This window comes from Blastococcus deserti (genome assembly GCF_042682525.1).
GTDB lineage: Bacteria > Actinomycetota > Actinomycetes > Mycobacteriales > Geodermatophilaceae > Blastococcus_B > Blastococcus_B deserti.
Genome location: NZ_JBHUHP010000003.1, coordinates 71,432 through 90,686, shown reverse-complemented (window position 1 = coordinate 90,686; position 19,255 = coordinate 71,432). Strand labels below are relative to the sequence as shown.

Here is a 19,255-nt window from a genome sequence, read left to right as displayed (position 1 = left end):
GGTCGGGCTGACGGTGGCGGTGCCGCCGTTGGCGCTGGCGTTGGCGTGCTGCTCGTTCTTGATGATCACGAGGCAGTTGTGCCGGCAGTTGCTCTGATCCACGTTGTTGTAGATCGTGTTGCCGGCCACGGCGACGCCGCCGTTGGCCTCGGCGGACAGGTCGCTGTTGTCGACGACGGCGCCCACGGCGCTGGCGTCGCCGCCGTTGCCGCTGGCGTCGTTGTCGCTGTCGGCGACGGCGTCACCGCTGCGGGTGGAGTTCTGCGCGGCACTGGTGTCGCTGGACGAGCCCCCGGCCGGGGTCGAGGCGCTGGCGCTGGTGTTGTTGCCGGAGTTGGCGCCGGTGGCGGAGTCGATCGAGCCGCCGGTGCCGTTGGCCGAGCCGCCGGTGGTGTTGGCGGTGGTGGTCGGGCTGACCGTCGCGGTGCCACCGTTGGCGCTGGCGGAGCTCGACTGCTCGTTCTTGATGATGACGGCCGAGTTGTGCCGCGCGTTGCCCTGGTCGACCTCGTTGGCCGCCTCGTTGCCGGCGACGGCCACGCCGCCGTTGGCCTCGGCCTCGCCACCGCTGTTGTCGACCACGGCGCCCACGGCGCTGGCGTCGCCGCCGTTGCCGCTGGCGTCGTTCTGGCTGACGGCGACGGCGTCGCCGGACCTCGTGTCGTTCTGGGCCACGCTGTCGTCTGCGCTGGCCACTGCCTGGCCGAGGAAGAACAACCCCCCGGTCATTCCTGCGATTGCGATTCCGTTGCGCACGGATCGTCTCATTGTGCGTGTCCTTCGAGGGTGTGCGCGCCATTGATCGGGTAGGACAAGGCGCGCTGGGTGAATGGGTGGTGGAACGAGCGGGGCGGCTGCACTTGGTCGGTGATGTGCCCCCCGTGGCACACCCGGGACGGGCGCAGGCCGCGGAAGCGGCGCGTCAGTCCGGCCGGGTGGCGGGGTCGGTCGCCGTGGTGGTGGGCGACCCCGCTGCCGGCGCCGTGTGCCCGGCGTCGTTCACTGCGAGGGAGATCTGGAGGGGCGCGCCGAGCACGGCCGCCGCGGCGGTTCCGCCGCGCTGCGAACCATCGGTCGCCCCCTGACCGCTGCAGCCGGCCCCACCGACCGTCGTGGACGGGAGCGGAGGCAGGGGCAGCGGTGCGGGCGGTGCGAGCGGCGACTCGTCGGACGCCTGGGTGACCGGCGCGGCGGCCGGCGTCACCGGGGCGGCGGCCGCCACCCCGGCCGGCTCGGTGCCGGTCACCGACCGGTGGGCGAGCGCCGTCGTGGACCGGTCGGCCACGTCGCCCTGGCCACCGGCGGGGGAGGCCGCGGGCGAGGCGGAGTCACTGGAGGCGGCCACCGGAGCGGGCGCGCAGTAGCCCGGGTCGTCGTCCGCCGGGACGACCTCGGAGGTGGCGGGGGAGACGGTTGCGCAGGGCGCCCCGGCCGTGGCGGTCGCCGGAGCCGCGGCGTCGCCCGTGCCCGGCGCCGATGACGCGGCGGCGCAGCCGGAGGGTGCGGGGTCACGCGGAGCGACGTCGCGGCCGGCCGCGACGTCACTCTCGGTGGTGGAGACGGTGGTCACCGTCCGTGTGCTCGAGGAGGTCGAGGTGACCGTCGTCGTCCGCGTCGAGCTCGACGCCGACGAGGTGGACGACGTGGACGTGCCGGTGGCGGACGTGGTCGACGTGGTGGAGGTGCCCTTGCCGTCCGCTGGCTCCACCGTTCCGGCGGAGGTCGTCGGCTCCGCATCGTCCTCGGCGGCCGTCGTCTCCGGGGTCTCCGTGGACTCGGCCGACGGGGTCGTGCTCGGCTCCGGCTCCGGTTCGGACGACGTGGACGACTGCGTGGAGGAGGCCGTCCCGCTGGACGTGGACTCCGAACCCTGCGTCGTCGCGGAGGACCCGCCACCGGTGGTCGACGCCGTCGTGACCTGCGACGACGACGAGCTGCCCGACTCGGTCTGCGTGGTGCTCGCCGTCGTCTCGTCGGCGTGGGCGGCGACCGCCGACGCCACGGCGATGCAGGCGTACGCGCCGGCACCGAGGAAGCAGGCGGCAGCAGCCCGGCGGAGCCACGACGGGCGACCGCTGAACGGCTCCCGGCCGTCCGCGATCACAGTCGTCCCCGTCACGACGCGGACGCTATGAACGAGTCAGTCTCGTGACCACTGGGTTGCGCGCCACTCATCAGTTGTGCGGCGTGTCACCCCGGGTAACTCCATCGGGGGACTGCGGAGAGTGACCGAAATCGGGCCGTTACCGTCTCTGGTATCTAGCTGATACCTGGTCCACACCGGATCCGGAGCGCGTTCAGGAGGCTCGGCGGCATGGCGATGACACTTCGATTGAGCCCGGCGCAGGCGGAGGCGTTACGGCGTCGGGCACGGGCGGAGGGGGCGTCGATGCAGGACGTGGCGCGGCGGGCCGTCGAGGCCTACATCCAGGCGCACGAGCCCGAAGTGCCCCTCGACGTGCTCATCGACGAGGAGCTCGGCCGGTTCGCAGGGGCCGTCGAGCAGCTCGGCCGATGGCGGAGCTGAGCGTCGAGGACCTCCTCGAGGTCGCGCGGCGGACCGTGGGTACGGGAGTGCAGGTGCGGGACATGGGTCTGCTCAGCGCCGCCCTCGCCCGGGTCGAGGCGCGCGCGCTCGGCCGGGAGGTCTACCCGACCGTGGAGGAGCAGGCGGCGGCGCTGCTCCACTCCCTCGCCACGAGCGAGCCGTTGACCTGCGGGAACGGGCCGTTCGCCTGGGTGGCGACGGCGGTGTACCTGGCGCGTCGGGGACGGCCGTCGACGCTGACCGACGGGCAGGCCGTGGACCTGGTCACCGACGTGGTGACCGGCCGGCTGGACGCGGTCCCCGCGATCGCGGAGCGGCTCGTCGCGGACGCCTGAGCAGGACCGACGCCGCGCTGCCACGCCGTCGCCCGCCCACGTACGGTGCCGATCATGAGCGCCACGCACGAGGTGACCAACCAGGTGCCGCCGCTGGCCGGCCACGACCCCATCGCGGGCGACGCGGCGCTCGTGGAGGCCTGCCTCCGGCACGCCGACGCGGCGACGCTGCGGTCCCTGGCCGACCTCGGCCGGCTGGCCGGCAGCGAGCAGGCGCAGGAGTGGGGCCGCCTGGCCGACGAGAACCCGCCCAGGCTGCGCACGCACGACCGCTACGGGCACCGGATCGACGAGGTGGAGTTCCACCCCGCCTGGCACGAGTTGATGCGCACCGCGGTCGGCCACGGGCTGGCCGGTGCCCCCTGGCGGACCGCGGCGTCCGGCGACCCCGCCACCGCGGCGGACGGTCGGGAGCGGCACGCGCACGTCCGCCGCGCCGTCGGCTACGTCGGCTGGACCCAGGTCGAGATGGGCCACGGCTGCCCCGTGACGATGACCTACGCCGCCGTCCCCGCCCTGCGCCGCACCCCCGGGCTCGCCGCCCGGTTCGAGCCCGGGCTCACCTCCACCGACTACGAGTTCGGGCTGGCCGAACCGAGCCGCAAGCGGGGACTCGTGGCCGGGATGGGCATGACGGAGAAGCAGGGCGGGTCGGACGTCCGCGCCAACACCACGCGCGCCGTCCTCCGCGCCGACGGCACCTACGGGCTCACCGGGCACAAGTGGTTCACCTCGGCGCCCATGAGCGACCTCTTCCTCGTGCTCGCGCAACTGGAGGAGGGCGTCTCCTGCTTCGCCGTTCCGCGCGTCCTCCCCGACGGCAGCCGCAACGTGTTCCACGTGCAACGTCTGAAGGACAAGCTCGGCGACCGGTCCAACGCCTCGAGCGAGGTCGAGTTCGACGGGACGACGGCCTGGCTGGTGGGCGAGCCGGGCCGGGGCGTGCCGGCCATCATCGAGATGGTCAACATGACCCGGCTGGACTGCGTCCTCGGGTCGGCCGCCACGGTGCGTGCCGCTCTCACCCAGGCCATCCACCACGCCCGGCACCGGCGGGCCTTCGGCGCGCTGCTGGTCGACCAGCCGCTCATGCAGAACGTGCTCGCCGACCTCGCCGTGGAGAGCGAGGCGGCGACGGCGCTGGCGATCCGGCTGGCCGCCGCCGTCGACGCGGGCGAGTCGGCGTTCCTGCGGCTGGCGGGCGCGGCGGCCAAGTTCTGGGTGTGCAAGCGGACGCCGGGCGTGGTGGCCGAGGCGATGGAGGTGCTCGGCGGCAACGGCTACGTCGAGGAGTCCGGGATGCCGCGGCTCTACCGGCAGTCGCCCCTCAACTCCATCTGGGAGGGCTCGGGGAACGTGATCGCGCTCGACGTGCTGCGGGCGATGGGCCGGTCGTCGGACGCGCTCGCCGCGGTGAATGCCGAGATCGAGCTGGCGCGGGGCCTGCACGGCGCCTTCGACGACGCGGTGAAGCGGCTGCACGCCGAGCTCGGCGACCCGGAGCAGCTGCCGTTCCGGGCCCGCCGGATCGCCGGTCTGCTGGCCCTGTGCCTGCAGGGGTCCCTGCTCCTCCGCCACGCGCCCGCGGCGGTGGCGGACGCCTTCTGCGCGTCCCGCCTGGGCGGGAACGCCCCGGGCGTGCTCGGCACCTTCCCGGTGGGTGTGGCCGCCGGCGCCCTCGTCGAGCGGGCCTCCATCGCCCCTGTCTGATCGACATCGAGGGTGACTACTCTCGTTGTCATTCACCCGGCACCGACGGCTATGCCGGACGGCGTCGTACCGTAATCTCCGCCTTGCGCGGACCGGCGATCAGCGGACGAGAGCGGGCAGCGTGCATTCAGGCGACGACGGGCTCCGGTCAGGTCACCCCGACCTGCTGGCCGGTGTTCCCGACGCCGTCTACCACCTCGACCGCGAGGGCCGAGTCACCTACGTGAACGCGGCAGCCCAGAACCTGCTCGAGCGGCGCGCCGACGAGCTGATGGGGCAGCACGCCCTCGACGCCTTCCCGGAGTCGCGGGGGACGATCGCCGAGACGCACTTCCGCGCCGCCCTCGCCGACGGGAAGCCCCGCCAGTTCGCGTACCTCCACGAGCCCCAGGACCGCTGGTACGAGATCCGCGCCTTTCCCCACCGCGACGGCCTCGCCGTCTTCCTCCGGGACATCGACGCCTGGTTCCGGGCCGAGCAGGCACGAGAGGCCGAACTCCGAGAGCTCACCGCCGTCCTGGCGGCTCTGCCCTCGTCGACGGTGCTGCTGGAGGAGGACGGCCGGATCCTGGTCGCCAACCGCGCCTGGGTGGCCGACGGCGAACTGCTGCGCAGCAGCGGCATCGAGCCCGGCGGTGTCGGCGACGACTACCTCGACTGCATGTCGCGCGGGCTGCGGACGCCCGACCACGCCGCCATCTCGGCGCTGATCCACCGGCTGCAGGCCGAGGCGCCGGACGATCCCCCCGGCTCCCTGGACCACCAGTACTCGACGCAGCTCGGGTCGTTCGCGGCGTGGTTCCACCTCCAGGCCGCCCGCGTTCCGGGGTCGCGCCGGGTCGTGGTGATCCACACCGACGTCACCGAGCGGGTGCGCGGTGAGCAGGCGCTGGCCTGGCGGGCCGGGCACGACGAGCTCACCGGCCTCCCCAACCGCGGCACGCTCCTCGACATGACCGCCGATGCGCTCGCCTCGGGGGCGCCGGATGCACCCGGGACGGCGCTCCTCGTGCTGGACCTCGACGGTTTCAAGACCGTCAACGACTCGCTCGGCCACCAGATCGGCGACCGCCTGCTGCGCCAGGTCGGGGAACGGCTGACCGAGCAGGTGCGGCCAGGGGACGCCGTGGGCCGGCTGGGCGCCGACCAGTTCATGATCCTCGCCCGCAACTGCGACCAGGCCGAGGCGGCCGCGCTGGCCTTCCGGCTGCAGGCCACGTTCACCCTCCCCTTCACGGCGACGGGCATCACCGTGCCGCTGTCGGCGAGCATCGGCGTGGCCGTGTCCCGGTCCGACGTCCGTGACCCCCACCAGCTGCTCAGCGACGCCGACGCCGCGATGTTCGCCGCCAAGGGCTCCGGCCGGGACCGCGTGCACCTGTTCTCGCCGGGGCTGCGCGAGGCCGCCCGCTGGCGCCTGGAGGTGGCGACCCGGCTCCGGGGCGACGCCATCGACGAGCTGGTCGTGCACTACCAGCCCGTGGTGCGCCTGGACACCGGCGAGGTCGAGGGTGTGGAGGCGCTGGTCCGCTGGCAGCACCCCGAGCGCGGGCTGCTGCCTCCGGACGCCTTCCTCTCCGTCGCCGAGGAGACCGGCCAGGTCATCCCCATCACCCGCTGGCTGCTCCGCGAGACCACCCGTAGGGCCGCTCAGTGGGCCGCCGAGGGGCTTCCGCTGCGGATGTCGGTGAACGTCAGCGCACGGCACTTCGCGGCGGAGACGCTTGTCCGGGACGTACGGGTGGCGCTGCGGGACTCGGGGCTGCCTCCGGACCAGCTGGTGCTGGAGCTCACCGAGACCAGCGTCGCCGAGGACCCCACCCGCGCGGAGGACCAGCTGACCGTGCTGCGCAGCTTCGGCGTCCGGGTCGCCATCGACGACTTCGGCACGGGCTGGTCGTCGCTGGCCCAGCTGTTCTCCCTGCCGATCGGCACGCTCAAGATCGACCGCTCGCTGCTCGTCGCGGCCGAGCGAGCGGTGGCCGGGGAGACGGGGGCGGTGCTCCGCGCCATCGTCGAGCTCACCCGGACGCTGGGGATCCGGTCGGTGGCGGAGGGCATCGAGACCCCCGAGCACCTGCGGATGGTCCGGGCGGCCGGCTGCGACCTGGCCCAGGGCTGGCTGTTCGGCCAGGCGATGCCGGCCGAGGAGATCCCGGGCTGGATCCGGGCCGTGCAGGCCGCCGGCGGCGACCTGTGCGCGCTCGTCACCGCCGGCTGCCCGGTTCCCCAGGCCGGGTGATCGGCCGCCGCACCGGTCGCCGCGCGACCGCGCCGGCCGGACCGCCGCGCTCGCCGTCGGTGCGACCGCCGGTCCCGGACCACACCGGTCAGCGGCCGGGGCGGCACACTGCTCCCGTGCCCGACAGTCTCGACGCCGAACTCGCCACCCTGACCGACGAGGAACCGGTGTCCGCGTCCTCGCAGCCGGCCGCCGAGCAGGCCGGAGGTCGTCAGCGACCGGCCCTGGACCTGCTCATCTGGGATGCGCCCAACATCGACATGACCCTGTCGACGGTGATCGGAGCGCGGCCGACCGCGGCGTCGCGCCCGCGGTTCGACGCCATCGCGGCCTGGTTCGTCGAGGGGGCCGGCGACCCCTCCGCCCCGGACGCGCCCGAGGTGGAGGCGTGCGTCTTCGCCAACATCCCGCCGCAGCCGGGCACGCTGCAGCGCTGGGTGGAGGCGCTGCGCGGATTCGGCTACTCCGTGTTCGCGCGCCCGAAGTCGCAGCCGGACGACGACATCGACCAGGACATGCTCGACCACATCGCCGTGCGGTCGCACAGCCACCGGCTGCGGCGGCTCGTGGTCTTCTCCGGGGACGGCCGGAACTTCGCCGAGCCCCTGGAGCAGCTGGTGCGTGGGGGCACCCAGGTGGTGGTCGTCGCCTTCAGCGAGGTCGCCGGCTACGCCATCAGCTCCGACCTGCTCCAGTTCATCGACATCGAGGACGTGCCGGGCGCCTTCGTCGAGCCCCTGGACCGGGTGCGGCTCGACGCGCTTCCGCCGGACGGCGCCTGGCTGCGGCCGACCCGCAGCCTCCGGGACTTCGTCAGCAGCTTCAACGCCCGCCGGGACCGCTAGCACGCCGGCCGGCGCCGGACCGCGGTCCCGGCGCCGGTCCGGCCGACTCGGGCCGCCTGACCCTTCCGGGTGGCCCGTGTCCGGCTCGGCTCCCGCGGCCGCGGTGATCGGCCGATGACGGTCAGGAGAGCGGAGCCGGTGGCGAGGTGCGGCGCGTCGGGGGCGGGCGGCGTGGTCGGCTCCGGACCGCGGACTACCGTCCCCACCGCGGAGGCGCAACCTGGGTCGAACGGACCCGCGCCCCCCGCGGAACCGATCGGAGAGGACCCATGACGAGCGTTCCCGGCGTCGACCACCCGGAGGAGCAGACCGAGGCAGAGGTCACCCTCACCGGGCGGGGCGTCTCCGTCAGCTCGCGCGTGGAGACCGTCCACGACGGCTTCATCACGGTCCGGCCGTCGGTCGGCGAGTTCGTCGACCAGGCCGTCGTGCGCGTCGGTGACGCGGTCGAGGTGTTCTGGAAGGGTGAGGACACCCAGCGGGCACTGCCGGCCGAGGTCACCGAGGTCGAGCAGGGCGCGGTCATCCGCTGGCGGATGCGGGCAACCGGACCGGCCGAGACCAGCCAGCGGCGCAAGGCCGTGCGCGGGCGGGTCGCCGTCCCCCTCGAGGCCGAGCACGGGGCGGTCGACCTCAAGGGCACCACCCTGGACCTCAGCGAGGCCGGCCTGCGCGCGGAGTTCGAGGGACTGGGCGTCCCGCCGGAGGCCGGCGCCAAGCTCCTCCTGGCCATCCACCTGGAGGACGGCGTGGTGAAGACCAAGGCCGAGGTGGTGCGCACCCACGCGCGCGGTGCCCGGTGGCTCATGTCGATCCGCTTCCTCGAGATCCAGGAGAAGGACCAGGACCGGGTGCGCCGCCGCGTCTTCCAGGCGCTGCGCGAGGAGCGGGCCCGCAAGGCCGACGACGCTCCTCCCGGACTGCGGGGATAGTCCGTCCCCTGCCGGGGCAGGAAGCGGGGCGTGAGTGCCCCGACCCTCCCGCTGCCGGACGCTCTCGCGGCGCTGCGGGACCGGCTGGCCGTGACGCCCCTGGGGCTCGCCACGCCCGACCGGGACGCCGCCGCGCGCGCGGCGCGCGCCGTCCGCGACCAGATCGACGACTACCTGCTCCCCCGGCTGCGGAACCTCGACGCCCCGCTCCTCACCGTCGTCGGCGGCTCCACCGGCGCCGGCAAGTCCACGCTGGTCAACAGCCTGGTCGGCAGCCCGGTCACGACCGCCGGCGTGCTGCGGCCCACCACGCGCGCTCCCGTCCTGGTGTGCGCCCGGGCGGACGTCGCCGCCTTCTCCGGTGACCGCGTCCTGCCCGGGCTCGCCCGCGTCACCGGCGGCGCGGGCGGACCGGGCACCGTCCAGCTCGTCGCGCGGGACGACGTCCCTCCGGGACTGGCGCTCCTCGACGCTCCGGACGTCGACTCGGTGGTCGAGTCCAACCGCGAACTGGCGGGCCAGCTCCTGGCCGCGGCCGATCTGTGGGTCTTCGTCACGACGGCGGCCCGCTACGCCGACGCCGTGCCGTGGGACCTGCTCCGGACGGCGCAGGAGCGCGGAACCGCCCTCGCCGTCGTCCTCGACCGGGTGCCGCCCGAGGCCGCCCGGGAGGTGTCCGATGACCTGCGCGGGATGCTGCAGCGGGCCGGCCTGGAGAGCGCCCGGCTCTTCGTCGTGGAGGAGCGGCCGCTCTCCGACGGGCGGCTGCCCGAGGACCAGGTGGCGCCGGTGCGGGCCTGGCTGCACGACCTGGCCGCCGACCAGGAGGCCCGCGCGGCCGTCGTCCGGCAGACCCTGACCGGCGCGCTGGACAGTCTCGAGCAGCGGGTGGCCGGCATCGCCGCCGTCGTGGACCAGCAGGTGGCGGCGGCCGACGCGTTGCGCGCCGCCGCGGCCGCGGCCTACACCGCCGCCTACGAGGGCATCGACGAGGGCGTCCGCAGCGGCATGCTGCTGCGCGGTGAGGTGCTGGCCCGGTGGCAGGAGTTCGTCGGCACCGGCGAGTGGATGCGCGCCCTCCAGGGACAGGTGAGCCGGCTGCGGGACCGCGTGGTCAGCGTCGTCACCGGTCGTCCGACCCCGGTCGAGGACCTGCAGGACGCCCTGGAGAACAGCGTGGAGCACCTGCTGCGCGCCGAGGCCGACCGGGCGGCCGAGCGGACGGTGGCCACCTGGCGCTCCCTCCCGGGCGGTACGGCGCTGCTGGCCGGGGCGGAGCGGGAGCTGGAGCAGGTGTCGCCCGACTTCCCGGAGGCCGCCGCCGCCCAGGTGCGGGACTGGCAGGGGGCGGTCCTCGACCTCGTCCGGGACGAGGGTGCCGACAAGCGGTCGCGGGCGCGGATCCTGTCCTGGGGCGTCAACGGCGCCGGGGCGGTGGTCATGGTGGCCGTGTTCGCCCACACCGGCGGCCTGACCGGCGGCGAGGTCGCCGTCGCCGGCGGGACGACGGCGGTGGGCCAGCGGGTGCTCGAGGCGGTCTTCGGGGACGCCGCCGTGCGCTCCCTGGCCGCCCGGGCCCGCGAGGACCTCCAGCGCCGGGTCGACGCCCTGCTCCGCTACGAGCAGGCCCGGTTCGACGACCGGGTCGACGAGGCGGCACCGGATCCGGACGCGGCCGCGGCGCTCCGCGAGGTCGTCCGGGACCTGGCTGCCGCCCGCCGGGCGGTCGCATGACCCGCAGGGACGTGCCGCTGGCCGACCGGCTGGCCGCGCTGCGCGAGGCGGTCGAGGTGGCCGAGGGGCGGCTGGAGGTCCCGGAGGTGGGGGAGGCCAGGGCCGTGCTGGGCAAGGCCGGGGCCCGCGCCGCGCTCGGCGACGCCACCGTGGTCGCCCTCGCCGGCGCCACCGGCAGCGGGAAGTCGACGCTGTTCAACGCGCTCTCCGGGAGCGAGGTCAGCAGGCCCGGCGTGCGGCGGCCGACCACCGGGGTCGCGCACGCGACGATCTGGGACGCGGCGGGTGACGGGGATGGGGGAGCCGATCGCCTGCTGGACTGGCTGGAGGTGCCGCGCCGGCACCGGCACGCTCCCGAGCCCGTCCTCGACGGGCTGGTCCTGCTCGACCTCCCCGACCACGACAGCGTCCGGCTCGAGCACCGGCTGGAGGTCGACCGGCTCGTGGGGCTGGTCGACGTCCTGGTGTGGGTGCTCGATCCGGAGAAGTACGCCGACGCCGCCGTCCACGACCGCTACCTCGCCCCCCTGGCCGGGCACGCCGGCGTCCTGCTCGTCGTCCTCAACCAGATCGACCGGCTCGACGCGGTGGCCGCGAAGGAGTGCCTGACCGATCTGCGGGCGCTGCTGGACCGGGAGGGACTGGCCGCCGTGCCGCTGCTCGCCGTGTCCGCGCGGACCGGGGTGGGTGTGGCCGAGCTCCGCGGGGAGCTCGCCTCCCGCGTGGCAGCGCGGCGGGCGGCCACCGACCGGCTCACCGCCGACGTGCGGGCCGCCGCCGCGGCGCTCGGCGCGCACGCGGGGGACGCCGCCCCGGCGCTGGGGCGCCGGGACCGCGCGGAGCTGGTCGAGGACCTCGGGGACGCCCTGGCCCGGGCGGCGGGTGTGCCGACCGTCACCTCCGCCGTCGAGCGATCGACGCTGCGCCAGGGCGTGGCCCGCACCGGCTGGCCGCTGGTGCGCTGGGTCCGGAAGCTCCGGCCCGATCCGCTCGACCGGCTGCACCTGGGCGACGAGCGGGCGCGCACGTCGATCGCACCGGCCGGCCCGGTGGAGCTGGCCGGGGTGACGACGGCGGTGCGACGGGCCCGTGACGTCGTGGGTGAGGGGCTGCCGCAGGCCTGGCGCGACGACCTCCGGCGCACCGTGGAGGTCTCCGAGGCGGAGCTGGCCGACCGGCTCGACCAGGTGGTCGCGGGCACCGACCTGGGGCCGGACCGGGTGCCGCTCTGGCAGCGCGCCGTCGGGGGGCTCCAGTGGCTGCTGGCGCTCGTCGCCCTCGCCGGGGCGCTGTGGCTGCTGGGCCTGGTCGTCCTGGGACTGTTCCAGCTCGACGACGTCGTCCCCCTGCCCCGGGTGGAGGGGCTCCCCCTGCCGACACTGCTGGTCGCCGGCGGGTTGCTGGCCGGTCTGCTGCTGGCGTTCGTCTCGCGGCCGCTGGTGCGGATGCGGGCGCGCCGACGGGCCCGGGCCGCCGACCGGAGGCTGCGTGCCGCCGTCGTGGCGGTGGCCGAGGAGGAGGTGCTGGCGCCGATGACCGCGGTTCGCGAGGATGCCGCCCGCTTCCGCGCCGCGGTGGACAGGGCCCGCCGCTGACGGCCCTCCTGCAGGGTCCCGCCGCGAGCTCGCGAGCGGTGAGGGGCAGGGGGGTCCTTTTTCAGTCGCGGTGGATCTCGGGCGCGCGCGGTTCGGGGAGCTGGTTGCGCCGGCCTCCGTTGGTCTCGCTCCGACCGGAGGGCAGCAGGGCCCAGACGTGCTTGCGGCCGGGCCGCCTCTCCCAGCCGTAGGTCGTCGACAGCTGGGCGACCAGGTGCAGGCCCATCCCGCCCAGCGCCGGATCACGGTCGACGGCGGGAACCGGCGGGCGGTCGGGCGCCTCGTCGCTGAGGTCGAGCAGCCAGCCGCCGGAACCGGCCACCACGAGGGCGCGGACGTCGCCGCCGCCGTGGCGCAGCGCGTTGGAGGCCAGCTCCTCGAAGACGAGCAGCAGGCCGTCGCGGGCGTCCTCGGTGGATGCCGCCGAGACCGAGGGGTGGGCGATGCGGGCGCGGAGGTCGCTGCGCACGCGGGACACCACGTGCATCGCCTCGAGCTGCCAGTGCCAGACGTCGCCGGGAACCGACGGGACGGGGGCACAGGGCCATGGGTCGTGCGGGGCGTCGTGGGCCGGCTCGTCGGCCGTCTCGCGGGCCATCGCCTCCCCCTCGCGTCTGCCTCGCCGGTGGGCCGGGCCCCTGCCTGGCCGGGTCCATCCTGACCGATGGTGATCCGGCGCGCACCGGCGGGCGGTGATCGACCCGGCAGCGGGCACACTGTCGGCATGCAGGAACTGTTGCGGGAGCTCAGCCGGGTGGCCCTGGCCGAGCGCAGCCTCGAGGAGGTGCTGGGCGAGATCACCTCCCTGGCCACGCGGGGTGTCCCCGGCGCCGAGGCGACCTCGATCACCCTGGTCCGCGACGACAAGGCCTTCACCGCGGCCTACGACGGCGAGATGGCGCTGGCGGCCGACGAGCTGCAGTACGAGCAGGGCTACGGTCCGTGCATGGACGCCGGCCGGGGCGGCGTCGTGCTCCGCGTCGACGACGTGCACACGGAGGAGCGCTGGCCGGAGTACGTGGCCCGCGTGCGCGCCACCCCGGTGCGCAGCTCGCTGTCGGTGCCCCTGCCCTACCAGGGCGCCACGATCGGGGCGCTCAACATCTACTCCACGCGGGTCGCCGCGTTCGCCACACCTGAGTCGCTCGCGGCCGGGCTCGACGTGGCCGAGACCATCGCGGTCGCCGTCGCGAACGCCGACGCGCACTGGCGCCTCGGTGAGCAGGCGCGCAACATGGGGCTGGCCATGCAGTCGCGGGCGGTCATCGAGCAGGCCAAGGGCGTGCTCATGGCGCAGCGGCACGTGAACGCCGACCAGGCCTTCGAGATCCTGCGGGAGGCCTCCCAGCGCTACAACCGGAAGCTCCGCGACATCGCGCAGGGAATCGTCGAGGGCACCCAGCAGCGCTAGACCAGCCGGCCGTCCAGCGAGGCCAGCCGCGACACCAGGAACTCCACCGCCGCTGCGCTGTCCACCCGCTCGGCCACCTCCACGGCCGTCGGCGCGGTGGAGACCGTCCGCCGGTCGACCAGCGTCTGGCCCCGGCCGAAGCCCAGACCGGTGTCGACGACGACGTCGCGCCGCACCGTTCCGAGGGTGCCCGGCACGATCGCCTCGGTGACGGCGAGCGCGTCGTGCACGACGACGCCGGCGGTGCCGTAGGCGGTGCGGGCGTGGTCCAGGTACTGCCGCAGGATCGCCGCCGCCCGGGCGCCGATCGGGCCCGCGGCGGCGAACCGGGCGATGCCGTCCAGCCCGAGCACCGTGGGCAGGGTGACGTCGAGGCCCACGAGGACCGTGGGGAGGGTCGAGGTCAGCACTGCCTGTGCGGCCTCGGCATCGGCCCACACGTTGAACTCGGCGGCCGCCGTCACGTTGCCGCCCCGCGCCGCCGACCCACCCATGACCACCAGCCGGCCGATCCGGGCGGCGGCGTCGGGGAAGATCCGCAGCAGCAGGGCCAGGTTGGTCAGCGGGCCGACGGCGGCCACGGTGACCGGCTCGGGTGAGTCCAGCAGGAGCTCGGCGAGGGCCACGACCGCCGGCCGCGGGTCCACCGAGGCGGGGGAGGGCGGCAGCTGGACGCCGCCCAGCCCCGCGGCCCCGTGCACGTGCCCGGCCCGCTGCGGCTGTGCGTGGACCAGGGAGTCGCGCGCTCCCGCCGCCACCGGCACGTCGGACCGCCCGGCCAGGTGCAGGACCCGCAGGGCGTTCTCCGTCGTCCGGTCGAGTTCGACGTTGCCGTGCACGGTGGTGACCAGCCGCAGGTCGACCTCGGGGCTGGCGAGGGCCAGGAGGATCGCCAGCGCGTCGTCGATCCCGGGGTCGGTGTCGATCACCAGGGGAGTGGGCACCCCGGCGATCCTGCCAGCGTCCTCCCGGCTCCTCGACACGCCGGGCGCGTCGGGCGGGCGGGCGGGACGACCGACTCCGCTTCCGCCCATTTCCACGCTCGGGAAGCGACTCTTGTCGACAAGTCCCTGCCGTGAGGAAAGGGTCATCGACCCATTCGGAAATGGTGCGCAACGGTTCGGTCACGCGCGTTCGAGCGCCCGTCGGGAATGGTCGGGAAACGGCGGGGCGATCCCTACCTTTCTCCTTGTCCGCGGCACCTTCCCCGGCTGCGGACATGACCTGAGGAGGCGACATGAGCCAGCGAGCGAGTGCAGCGCGCATGGCCGCCGAAGCCGTCCTCGACGGTCACGGACGCGGCCTCGCGGGGCTGATCGACGTTCTCGACCGTGCCGACTACGCGAGCGCGAACCGTCGCCCGCAGGCACGGCGGACCTCTGCGCACCGGCCGGCCGCCGCGCGGACCGGTGCGGTCCGCACCGTTCCGCTGCGCTCGGTGCAGCCGGCTCCCATGGCCCGCCGGACACCGGCCCCACGGGTCGTCGTGGTGCAGGAGACCGACCCGCTCCCGGTGTCCGGCCTCGCGGGCCTGGTCCGCCGGGCGGCGCTGTGGGGTGCCGGACCGCGGGGCGAGAACCTCGCCTGGCGGGTCGCGCCCCGCGCGGTGGCCCCCGCCGCCCGGCGTCCCGCGCGGATCCGCTCCCTCGTGCGCCGGCTCGCCCTGTGGGGCTCGGGCCCCCAGGGCGAGTACCTCGCCTGGGGTCGCCCTGCCGCTTCGCCCGTGCAGGTCAGCGTCGATCCTCCCGTGGTGCTGCGCGAGATGCCCAGCACCCCCACCGTCCAGCCCGCGGCGCCTTCCCCCGCCGCGGCGCTCCTTCCCCGCGGTCCGGCGTCGTCGGCCGGCACGCGGGGAGCGCCGCCGGTCCCCCGCGGAGCAGTGGCCGTCCCCGGCGCAAGACCGATGGGACCGCCTGAACGCTCCCGGGCCACCGGCTGGCCGTCGCACCCGCGGACGTCGCCGGAGGCGACCGGGCCGGGAAGGGCACGGGGTGACCCGCTGTCCTGCCCGGTCCGGGGTTCTCCCCCGCCGGCGCGGCGATCCAGGTCCCCGGGCTCCACGTGGAGCTCGTTCCCGTGATCCCTGACCGCCGCATCAGCAGCAGCGAGCGCGACCACGGCAGCCAGCCGCTGGACGCCGTCCTCCGCACGACCCCGAGCACGCCGAACCGGTCGCCCTCTTCCCCGGGCGACCGCGACCGACGACTCGGTCCCCGAGCTCTCCGATCCTGCCGGCCGACATCGGCCGCCCCTGGCTCCACTCCGACGGTGCTGTTCCGGCCGCCGACCGACCTCGACGCACGACGGTTCTCGCCTCGACCCCACCGCCGACTGCCCTGTGCAGCGCGCGGACCCTCCAGGGAGGCGCAGATCCCGTGCGGCGTCGCCGGCCGCGCACCGGAACCGTGGGAGAGGAAGAACAGGTCCTTCCGGTACCCGGGAGGGACGCTTCCGTCCCCGGGTCTCTGACCGGTCCGGCCCTGGCCAGCGGCGCCCGCGACCTCCGGCGCAGGACGGAACGCTCGCGGCGACCGGTCCCCGGTCCGGCGGCTCGCGGCCGGCGATGCTGGACGACGTCGCCTGGCACGTGGCCCCGTGCAGGCGGACACCATCCCCGTCCGCCACTCTCCCGCCGACGGGCGGGTGCCTCCCGGAGCCCCGCGAGGTGCCCGCCCCGGCCGGGAGGACCCGGTGCGGATCCGGCGGGCCGGAGCCGGGATGCTGGGATGTGATGCCGAGCAGGTGTGCCCGGCTCGTCCTGGTGGAAGGAACCCGACCGTGACCGCCCCCGAGCCCGCCGAAGGCTCCCTCCAGGGGCGGCTGGCCGCGGTCCGGCGGTTGCAGTCCACAGCCCTGGGCTCCCCTGCCCTCCAGCGGCTCACCGGCCTGGCCGTGCGGCTGCTCGGCGCGGACGCGGCATCGGTCTCCCTGCTCGGCGACGTCGAGACGATCGTCGGCGGCGAGGGTCTGCCGCCGGGAAGCCTGGGCCGCCAGGTGCCACTGCAGGAATCCTTGTGCGCCGTCGCCCTCGACGCCGAATGCGGACCCCTCGTGGTCCCTGACCACCCCCGCGACCCGCGACTGGCCGGACGGCCCCCTGTCGCCGGCGCCCGGATGAGCGCCTATCTCGGCGTCCCCCTCGTGGCGTTCGACGGCTCGCCCGTCGGTGTGCTCGCCGTCTACGGCCGGGAGCCCCGGCCGTGGACCGAGAACGAGGTGACGTTGCTCGGCCAGCTGGCGGACTCGGTGGCCACCGAGCTGGAGCTCTCCGCCCTCGGCCGCGAGTTTGAGGCGCACCGCCTCCGCTTCGAGCTCGCCATCGACGCGGCCCAGATCGGCAGTTTCGACTGGGACCTGGTCAGCGGCCGGCTGGTCTGGGACGACCGCATGGTCGAGATCTTCGGCTACGACCGGGACACCTTCATCGAGCGGATCGACGCCGCCATCGACCGCTGCCACCCCGACGACCGGCAGCGGCTGCTCGACGCGCTCCAGACGGCCATCGACACCTGTGGTGAGTACGACGCGGAGTTCCGCATCGTGCTGCCGACCGGGGAGACGCGCTGGATCCAGGGTCGCGGGCGCGCCCTGGCCGACGACCGCGGAAACGCGGTGCGGCTCCTCGGCGCCGGCTTCGACACGACGTCCCAGCGGCACGGGGACACCCGCGTCGCCCGCGTCCTCGAGGTCATGAAGTCGGCCTTCTTCGCCCTCGACCGGGAGTGGCGCTTCACCTACGTCAACACCGAGGCCGAGCGGGTCCTGGGCAGGCGGCGCGACGAGCTGATCGGCGGGGTCGTGTGGGAGCTCTACCCCGCCGCCGTCGGCAGCGACTTCGAGGAGAACTACCGGGCGGCGGTGAAGACGGGGGAGGAGCGGGTCTTCGAGGCCTACTACCCGGAGCCGCTGGACGCCTGGTTCGAGGTGCGGGCCTGGCCGGGCCCGGACGGCCTGTCGGTCTACTTCCTCGACGTCACCGAGCGCCGCCGGGCGGAGGAGCAGGCACGGCGGAGCGCCGCGCGGCTGTCGCTGGTCGCCGACGTGACCGCCGCCCTGTCGGCGTCGCTCACCAGTGGCCGGGGGGAGGAGGCCGCGCTGCAGCGGGTCGCGCAGTCCGTGGTCCCGGTGCTGGGTGACTGGGTGATCCTCAGCCTCGTCGACGAGGACGGCCGCATGCGCGACGTCGCCAGCTGGCACCGTGATCCGGAGCTGCGCGCGTCGGTCGCCCGGTACGCCGAGCTGCGGCTGGCCGCGCTCCCGCCGCACGCCCCCGTTCTGCGGGCCCTGGCCTCCGGGCAGGCGCGCACGATCGACGACGTGGGCGCCGTCGTCGGCCCGATGCTGCCGCCGGGAGAGGTGCGGGAGGTGTTCTGGCGGCTCTCGCCGAGGTCGGCGGTCACGCTGCCGATGGCGGCGCGGGGCCGGACGCTGGGTGCGCTGAGCATCTACCGGTCGGCCGACCGTCCGCAGGCCGACGAGGAGGACCTCGCCACCGCCCGCGACCTCGCCGGCCGGATCGCCCTGGCCCTGGACAACTCCCGCCTGTACGAGCAGCAGCGCCGCCTCGCCGAGGGCCTGCAGCGCAGCCTGCTGACCGAACCCCCGCAACCCGACCACGCCGAGATCGTCGTGCGCTACCGGCCGGCCGTGGAGGTCGCCGAGGTCGGTGGCGACTGGTACGACGCGTTCCTGCAGCCCTCGGGCGCCACGGTGCTGGTCATCGGTGACGTGGTCGGGCACGACACCGAGGCCGCGGCGGCCATGGGGCAGCTCCGCGGCATGCTCCGGGGCATCGCCTACCGGGACGGGCCCGGACCGGCCGCCGTCCTCACCGAGCTGGACGCCGCCATCGAGGGCCTCGGGATGGGCACCATGGCCACCGCCGCCATGGCGCGGGTGGAGCAGACCCCGGAGGAGCGGGCCGCCGGGCTCACGCGGCTCCGGTGGTCCAACGCCGGCCATCCGCCGCCCCTCCTGCTGCACGAGGACGGCCGGATCGACCAGCTCATCGGCCCGCGCGCCGAGCTCATGCTGGGCGTCGACCCCTCGGCGCGGCGTACCGACTCCGTGGTGACGGTCCGGCGCGGGGCGACGCTGCTCCTCTACACCGACGGCCTGGTCGAGGGCCGCGACCTGCCCCTGGACGAGGGCATCGCGCGGCTGGGTCGTGCGCTCGCGGAGCTGGCGGACGAACCGCTCGGGCTGCTGTGCGACGCGGTCATCGAACGGCTGCGCCCGGAGGGCCTGCAGGACGACGTCGCGCTGGTGGCCATCCGGCTGCACCGCGAGGACCGGCCGCGGCCGGCGGAGGCCGGTCCCCGGCACGTGCCGGACGGGGTCGACGGGTCGTAGCGCCCAGCCCGGGCCGTGGCGGTCAGCCGCGGCGCAGCAGCGCCCAGACGTGCTTGTGCCCGTTCTGGACGTACCAGCCGTGGGCGGTGGCCATCTCCGCGATGAGGTAGAGGCCGAGGCCGCCCTCGCTGGGGTCGCGGCCGACGGCCGGCGACGGGGGCACGGTGGCGGCCTCGTCGGAGACCTCGATCAGGTAGGCGTCGGGGGTGACGCGCACCGCGGCGTGAACCCGCCCGCCCCCGTGGCGCAGGGCGTTGGAGGCCATCTCGTCCAGGGCGAGGACCAGCTGGTCGCGGAGGTCGCCGGCCGTGTCGTCGTCCGCCCCGGCCGGGTGGGCCGCGGCGTGCCGGCGCAGCTGGGCGCGCACGCCCGGCAGCTCGGTGACGTCCCGGAGGTGCCAGGACAGCGCCGGAGCGGCCGGTGGCGGTGACGCCGACGGCCAGACCGGCCCGGCCGCCTGCCCTGTCACGCGCTGATCCCCTTGCCTCGTGCGGCCGTGCCGTGTGCAGCCTGCGCGGTCGCAGGCCAACACCTGCGTATGGGCCGACGCG

The 19,255-nt window shown here is 75.3% G+C and carries 16 protein-coding genes and 1 pseudogene; 12 read left to right on the top strand and 5 right to left on the bottom strand.

Annotation, left to right across the window (positions count from 1 at the left end; translation table 11 throughout):
* Together ACFSHS_RS04840 and ACFSHS_RS04835 are read right to left on the bottom strand one after the other, a co-directional pair.
* Positions 1-729 (bottom strand): annotated as a pseudogene (locus ACFSHS_RS04840) (hypothetical protein); the annotation flags it as partial.
* A gap of 193 nt (positions 730-922) precedes the next feature.
* Positions 923-1,570 (bottom strand): hypothetical protein, encoded by a 648-nt coding sequence (locus ACFSHS_RS04835; RefSeq protein WP_376872469.1) that lies wholly within the window; start codon positions 1,568-1,570, stop codon positions 923-925.
* On the opposite strand from ACFSHS_RS04835, the gene ACFSHS_RS04830 reads away from it, so the two are divergent.
* The 9 genes from ACFSHS_RS04830 to ACFSHS_RS04790 all read left to right on the top strand — a co-directional run bounded on the left by ACFSHS_RS04830 (position 1,563) and on the right by ACFSHS_RS04790 (position 11,941).
* A complete protein-coding gene (locus tag ACFSHS_RS04830) occupies positions 1,563-2,135 on the top strand; it encodes a hypothetical protein (RefSeq protein ID WP_376872467.1) in 573 nt (190 codons plus the stop codon). The two genes, ACFSHS_RS04835 and ACFSHS_RS04830, sit on opposite strands and share 8 nt — an antisense overlap.
* A 254-nt stretch (positions 2,136-2,389) precedes the next feature.
* The gene (locus tag ACFSHS_RS04825) at positions 2,390-2,527 is read left to right on the top strand and encodes a hypothetical protein (protein ID WP_376872465.1); all 138 of its coding nucleotides are present in this window, start codon (positions 2,390-2,392) and stop codon (positions 2,525-2,527) included.
* Positions 2,515-2,883 carry a type II toxin-antitoxin system death-on-curing family toxin gene (locus ACFSHS_RS04820; RefSeq protein WP_376872462.1) on the top strand — a complete coding sequence of 123 codons (369 nt, stop codon included), beginning with the start codon at positions 2,515-2,517 and terminating at the stop codon, positions 2,881-2,883. The genes ACFSHS_RS04825 and ACFSHS_RS04820 overlap by 13 nt, the downstream gene beginning before the upstream one ends.
* Before the next feature lie 54 nt (positions 2,884-2,937).
* Positions 2,938-4,593, top strand: a complete 1,656-nt coding sequence (locus ACFSHS_RS04815; RefSeq protein ID WP_376872460.1) for an acyl-CoA dehydrogenase family protein — start codon at positions 2,938-2,940, stop codon at positions 4,591-4,593.
* 121 nt (positions 4,594-4,714) lie between these two features.
* The gene (locus ACFSHS_RS04810; RefSeq protein WP_376872458.1) at positions 4,715-6,835 is read left to right on the top strand and encodes a putative bifunctional diguanylate cyclase/phosphodiesterase; all 2,121 of its coding nucleotides are present in this window, start codon (positions 4,715-4,717) and stop codon (positions 6,833-6,835) included.
* Positions 6,836-6,951: 116 nt separating this feature from the next.
* Positions 6,952-7,680 (top strand): NYN domain-containing protein, encoded by a 729-nt coding sequence (locus ACFSHS_RS04805; protein WP_376872456.1) that lies wholly within the window; start codon positions 6,952-6,954, stop codon positions 7,678-7,680.
* A gap of 269 nt (positions 7,681-7,949) precedes the next feature.
* On the top strand, positions 7,950-8,612 hold the full coding sequence (locus ACFSHS_RS04800) for a flagellar brake protein (RefSeq protein ID WP_376872453.1): 663 nt from the start codon (positions 7,950-7,952) through the stop codon (positions 8,610-8,612).
* A 30-nt stretch (positions 8,613-8,642) separates the two neighbouring features.
* A complete protein-coding gene (locus ACFSHS_RS04795) occupies positions 8,643-10,346 on the top strand; it encodes an ABC transporter (RefSeq protein ID WP_376872451.1) in 1,704 nt (567 codons plus the stop codon).
* Positions 10,343-11,941: a GTPase gene (locus tag ACFSHS_RS04790; RefSeq protein WP_376872448.1), complete on the top strand. Its 1,599-nt coding sequence runs from the start codon at positions 10,343-10,345 to the stop codon at positions 11,939-11,941. Before ACFSHS_RS04795 ends, ACFSHS_RS04790 begins: the two co-directional genes overlap by 4 nt.
* Before the next feature lie 61 nt (positions 11,942-12,002).
* On the opposite strand, the gene ACFSHS_RS04785 is transcribed toward ACFSHS_RS04790, so the two are convergent.
* Entirely contained in the window at positions 12,003-12,539 is a 537-nt protein-coding gene (locus tag ACFSHS_RS04785) for an ATP-binding protein (RefSeq protein WP_376872446.1), read from the bottom strand.
* A 126-nt stretch (positions 12,540-12,665) separates the two neighbouring features.
* Here ACFSHS_RS04785 and ACFSHS_RS04780 point away from each other — a divergent pair, with 126 nt between their 5' ends.
* Positions 12,666-13,352 (top strand): ANTAR domain-containing protein, encoded by a 687-nt coding sequence (locus ACFSHS_RS04780; protein ID WP_376872444.1) that lies wholly within the window; start codon positions 12,666-12,668, stop codon positions 13,350-13,352.
* On the opposite strand, the gene ACFSHS_RS04775 is transcribed toward ACFSHS_RS04780, so the two are convergent.
* Positions 13,349-14,296, bottom strand: a complete 948-nt coding sequence (locus ACFSHS_RS04775) for a nucleoside hydrolase (protein ID WP_376872441.1) — start codon at positions 14,294-14,296, stop codon at positions 13,349-13,351. The genes ACFSHS_RS04780 and ACFSHS_RS04775 overlap by 4 nt on opposite strands.
* Before the next feature lie 293 nt (positions 14,297-14,589).
* Here ACFSHS_RS04775 and ACFSHS_RS04770 point away from each other — a divergent pair, with 293 nt between their 5' ends.
* Both ACFSHS_RS04770 and ACFSHS_RS04765 read left to right on the top strand, forming a co-directional pair.
* Entirely contained in the window at positions 14,590-15,432 is an 843-nt protein-coding gene (locus ACFSHS_RS04770; RefSeq protein ID WP_376872438.1) for a hypothetical protein, read from the top strand.
* Between the two features lie 698 nt (positions 15,433-16,130).
* The gene (locus ACFSHS_RS04765; RefSeq protein WP_376872436.1) at positions 16,131-18,704 is read left to right on the top strand and encodes a SpoIIE family protein phosphatase; all 2,574 of its coding nucleotides are present in this window, start codon (positions 16,131-16,133) and stop codon (positions 18,702-18,704) included.
* Between the two features lie 22 nt (positions 18,705-18,726).
* Here ACFSHS_RS04765 and ACFSHS_RS04760 read toward each other — a convergent pair whose 3' ends face one another.
* Positions 18,727-19,173, bottom strand: a complete 447-nt coding sequence (locus tag ACFSHS_RS04760) for an ATP-binding protein (RefSeq protein WP_376872433.1) — start codon at positions 19,171-19,173, stop codon at positions 18,727-18,729.
* Positions 19,174-19,255: the final 82 nt, after the last annotated feature.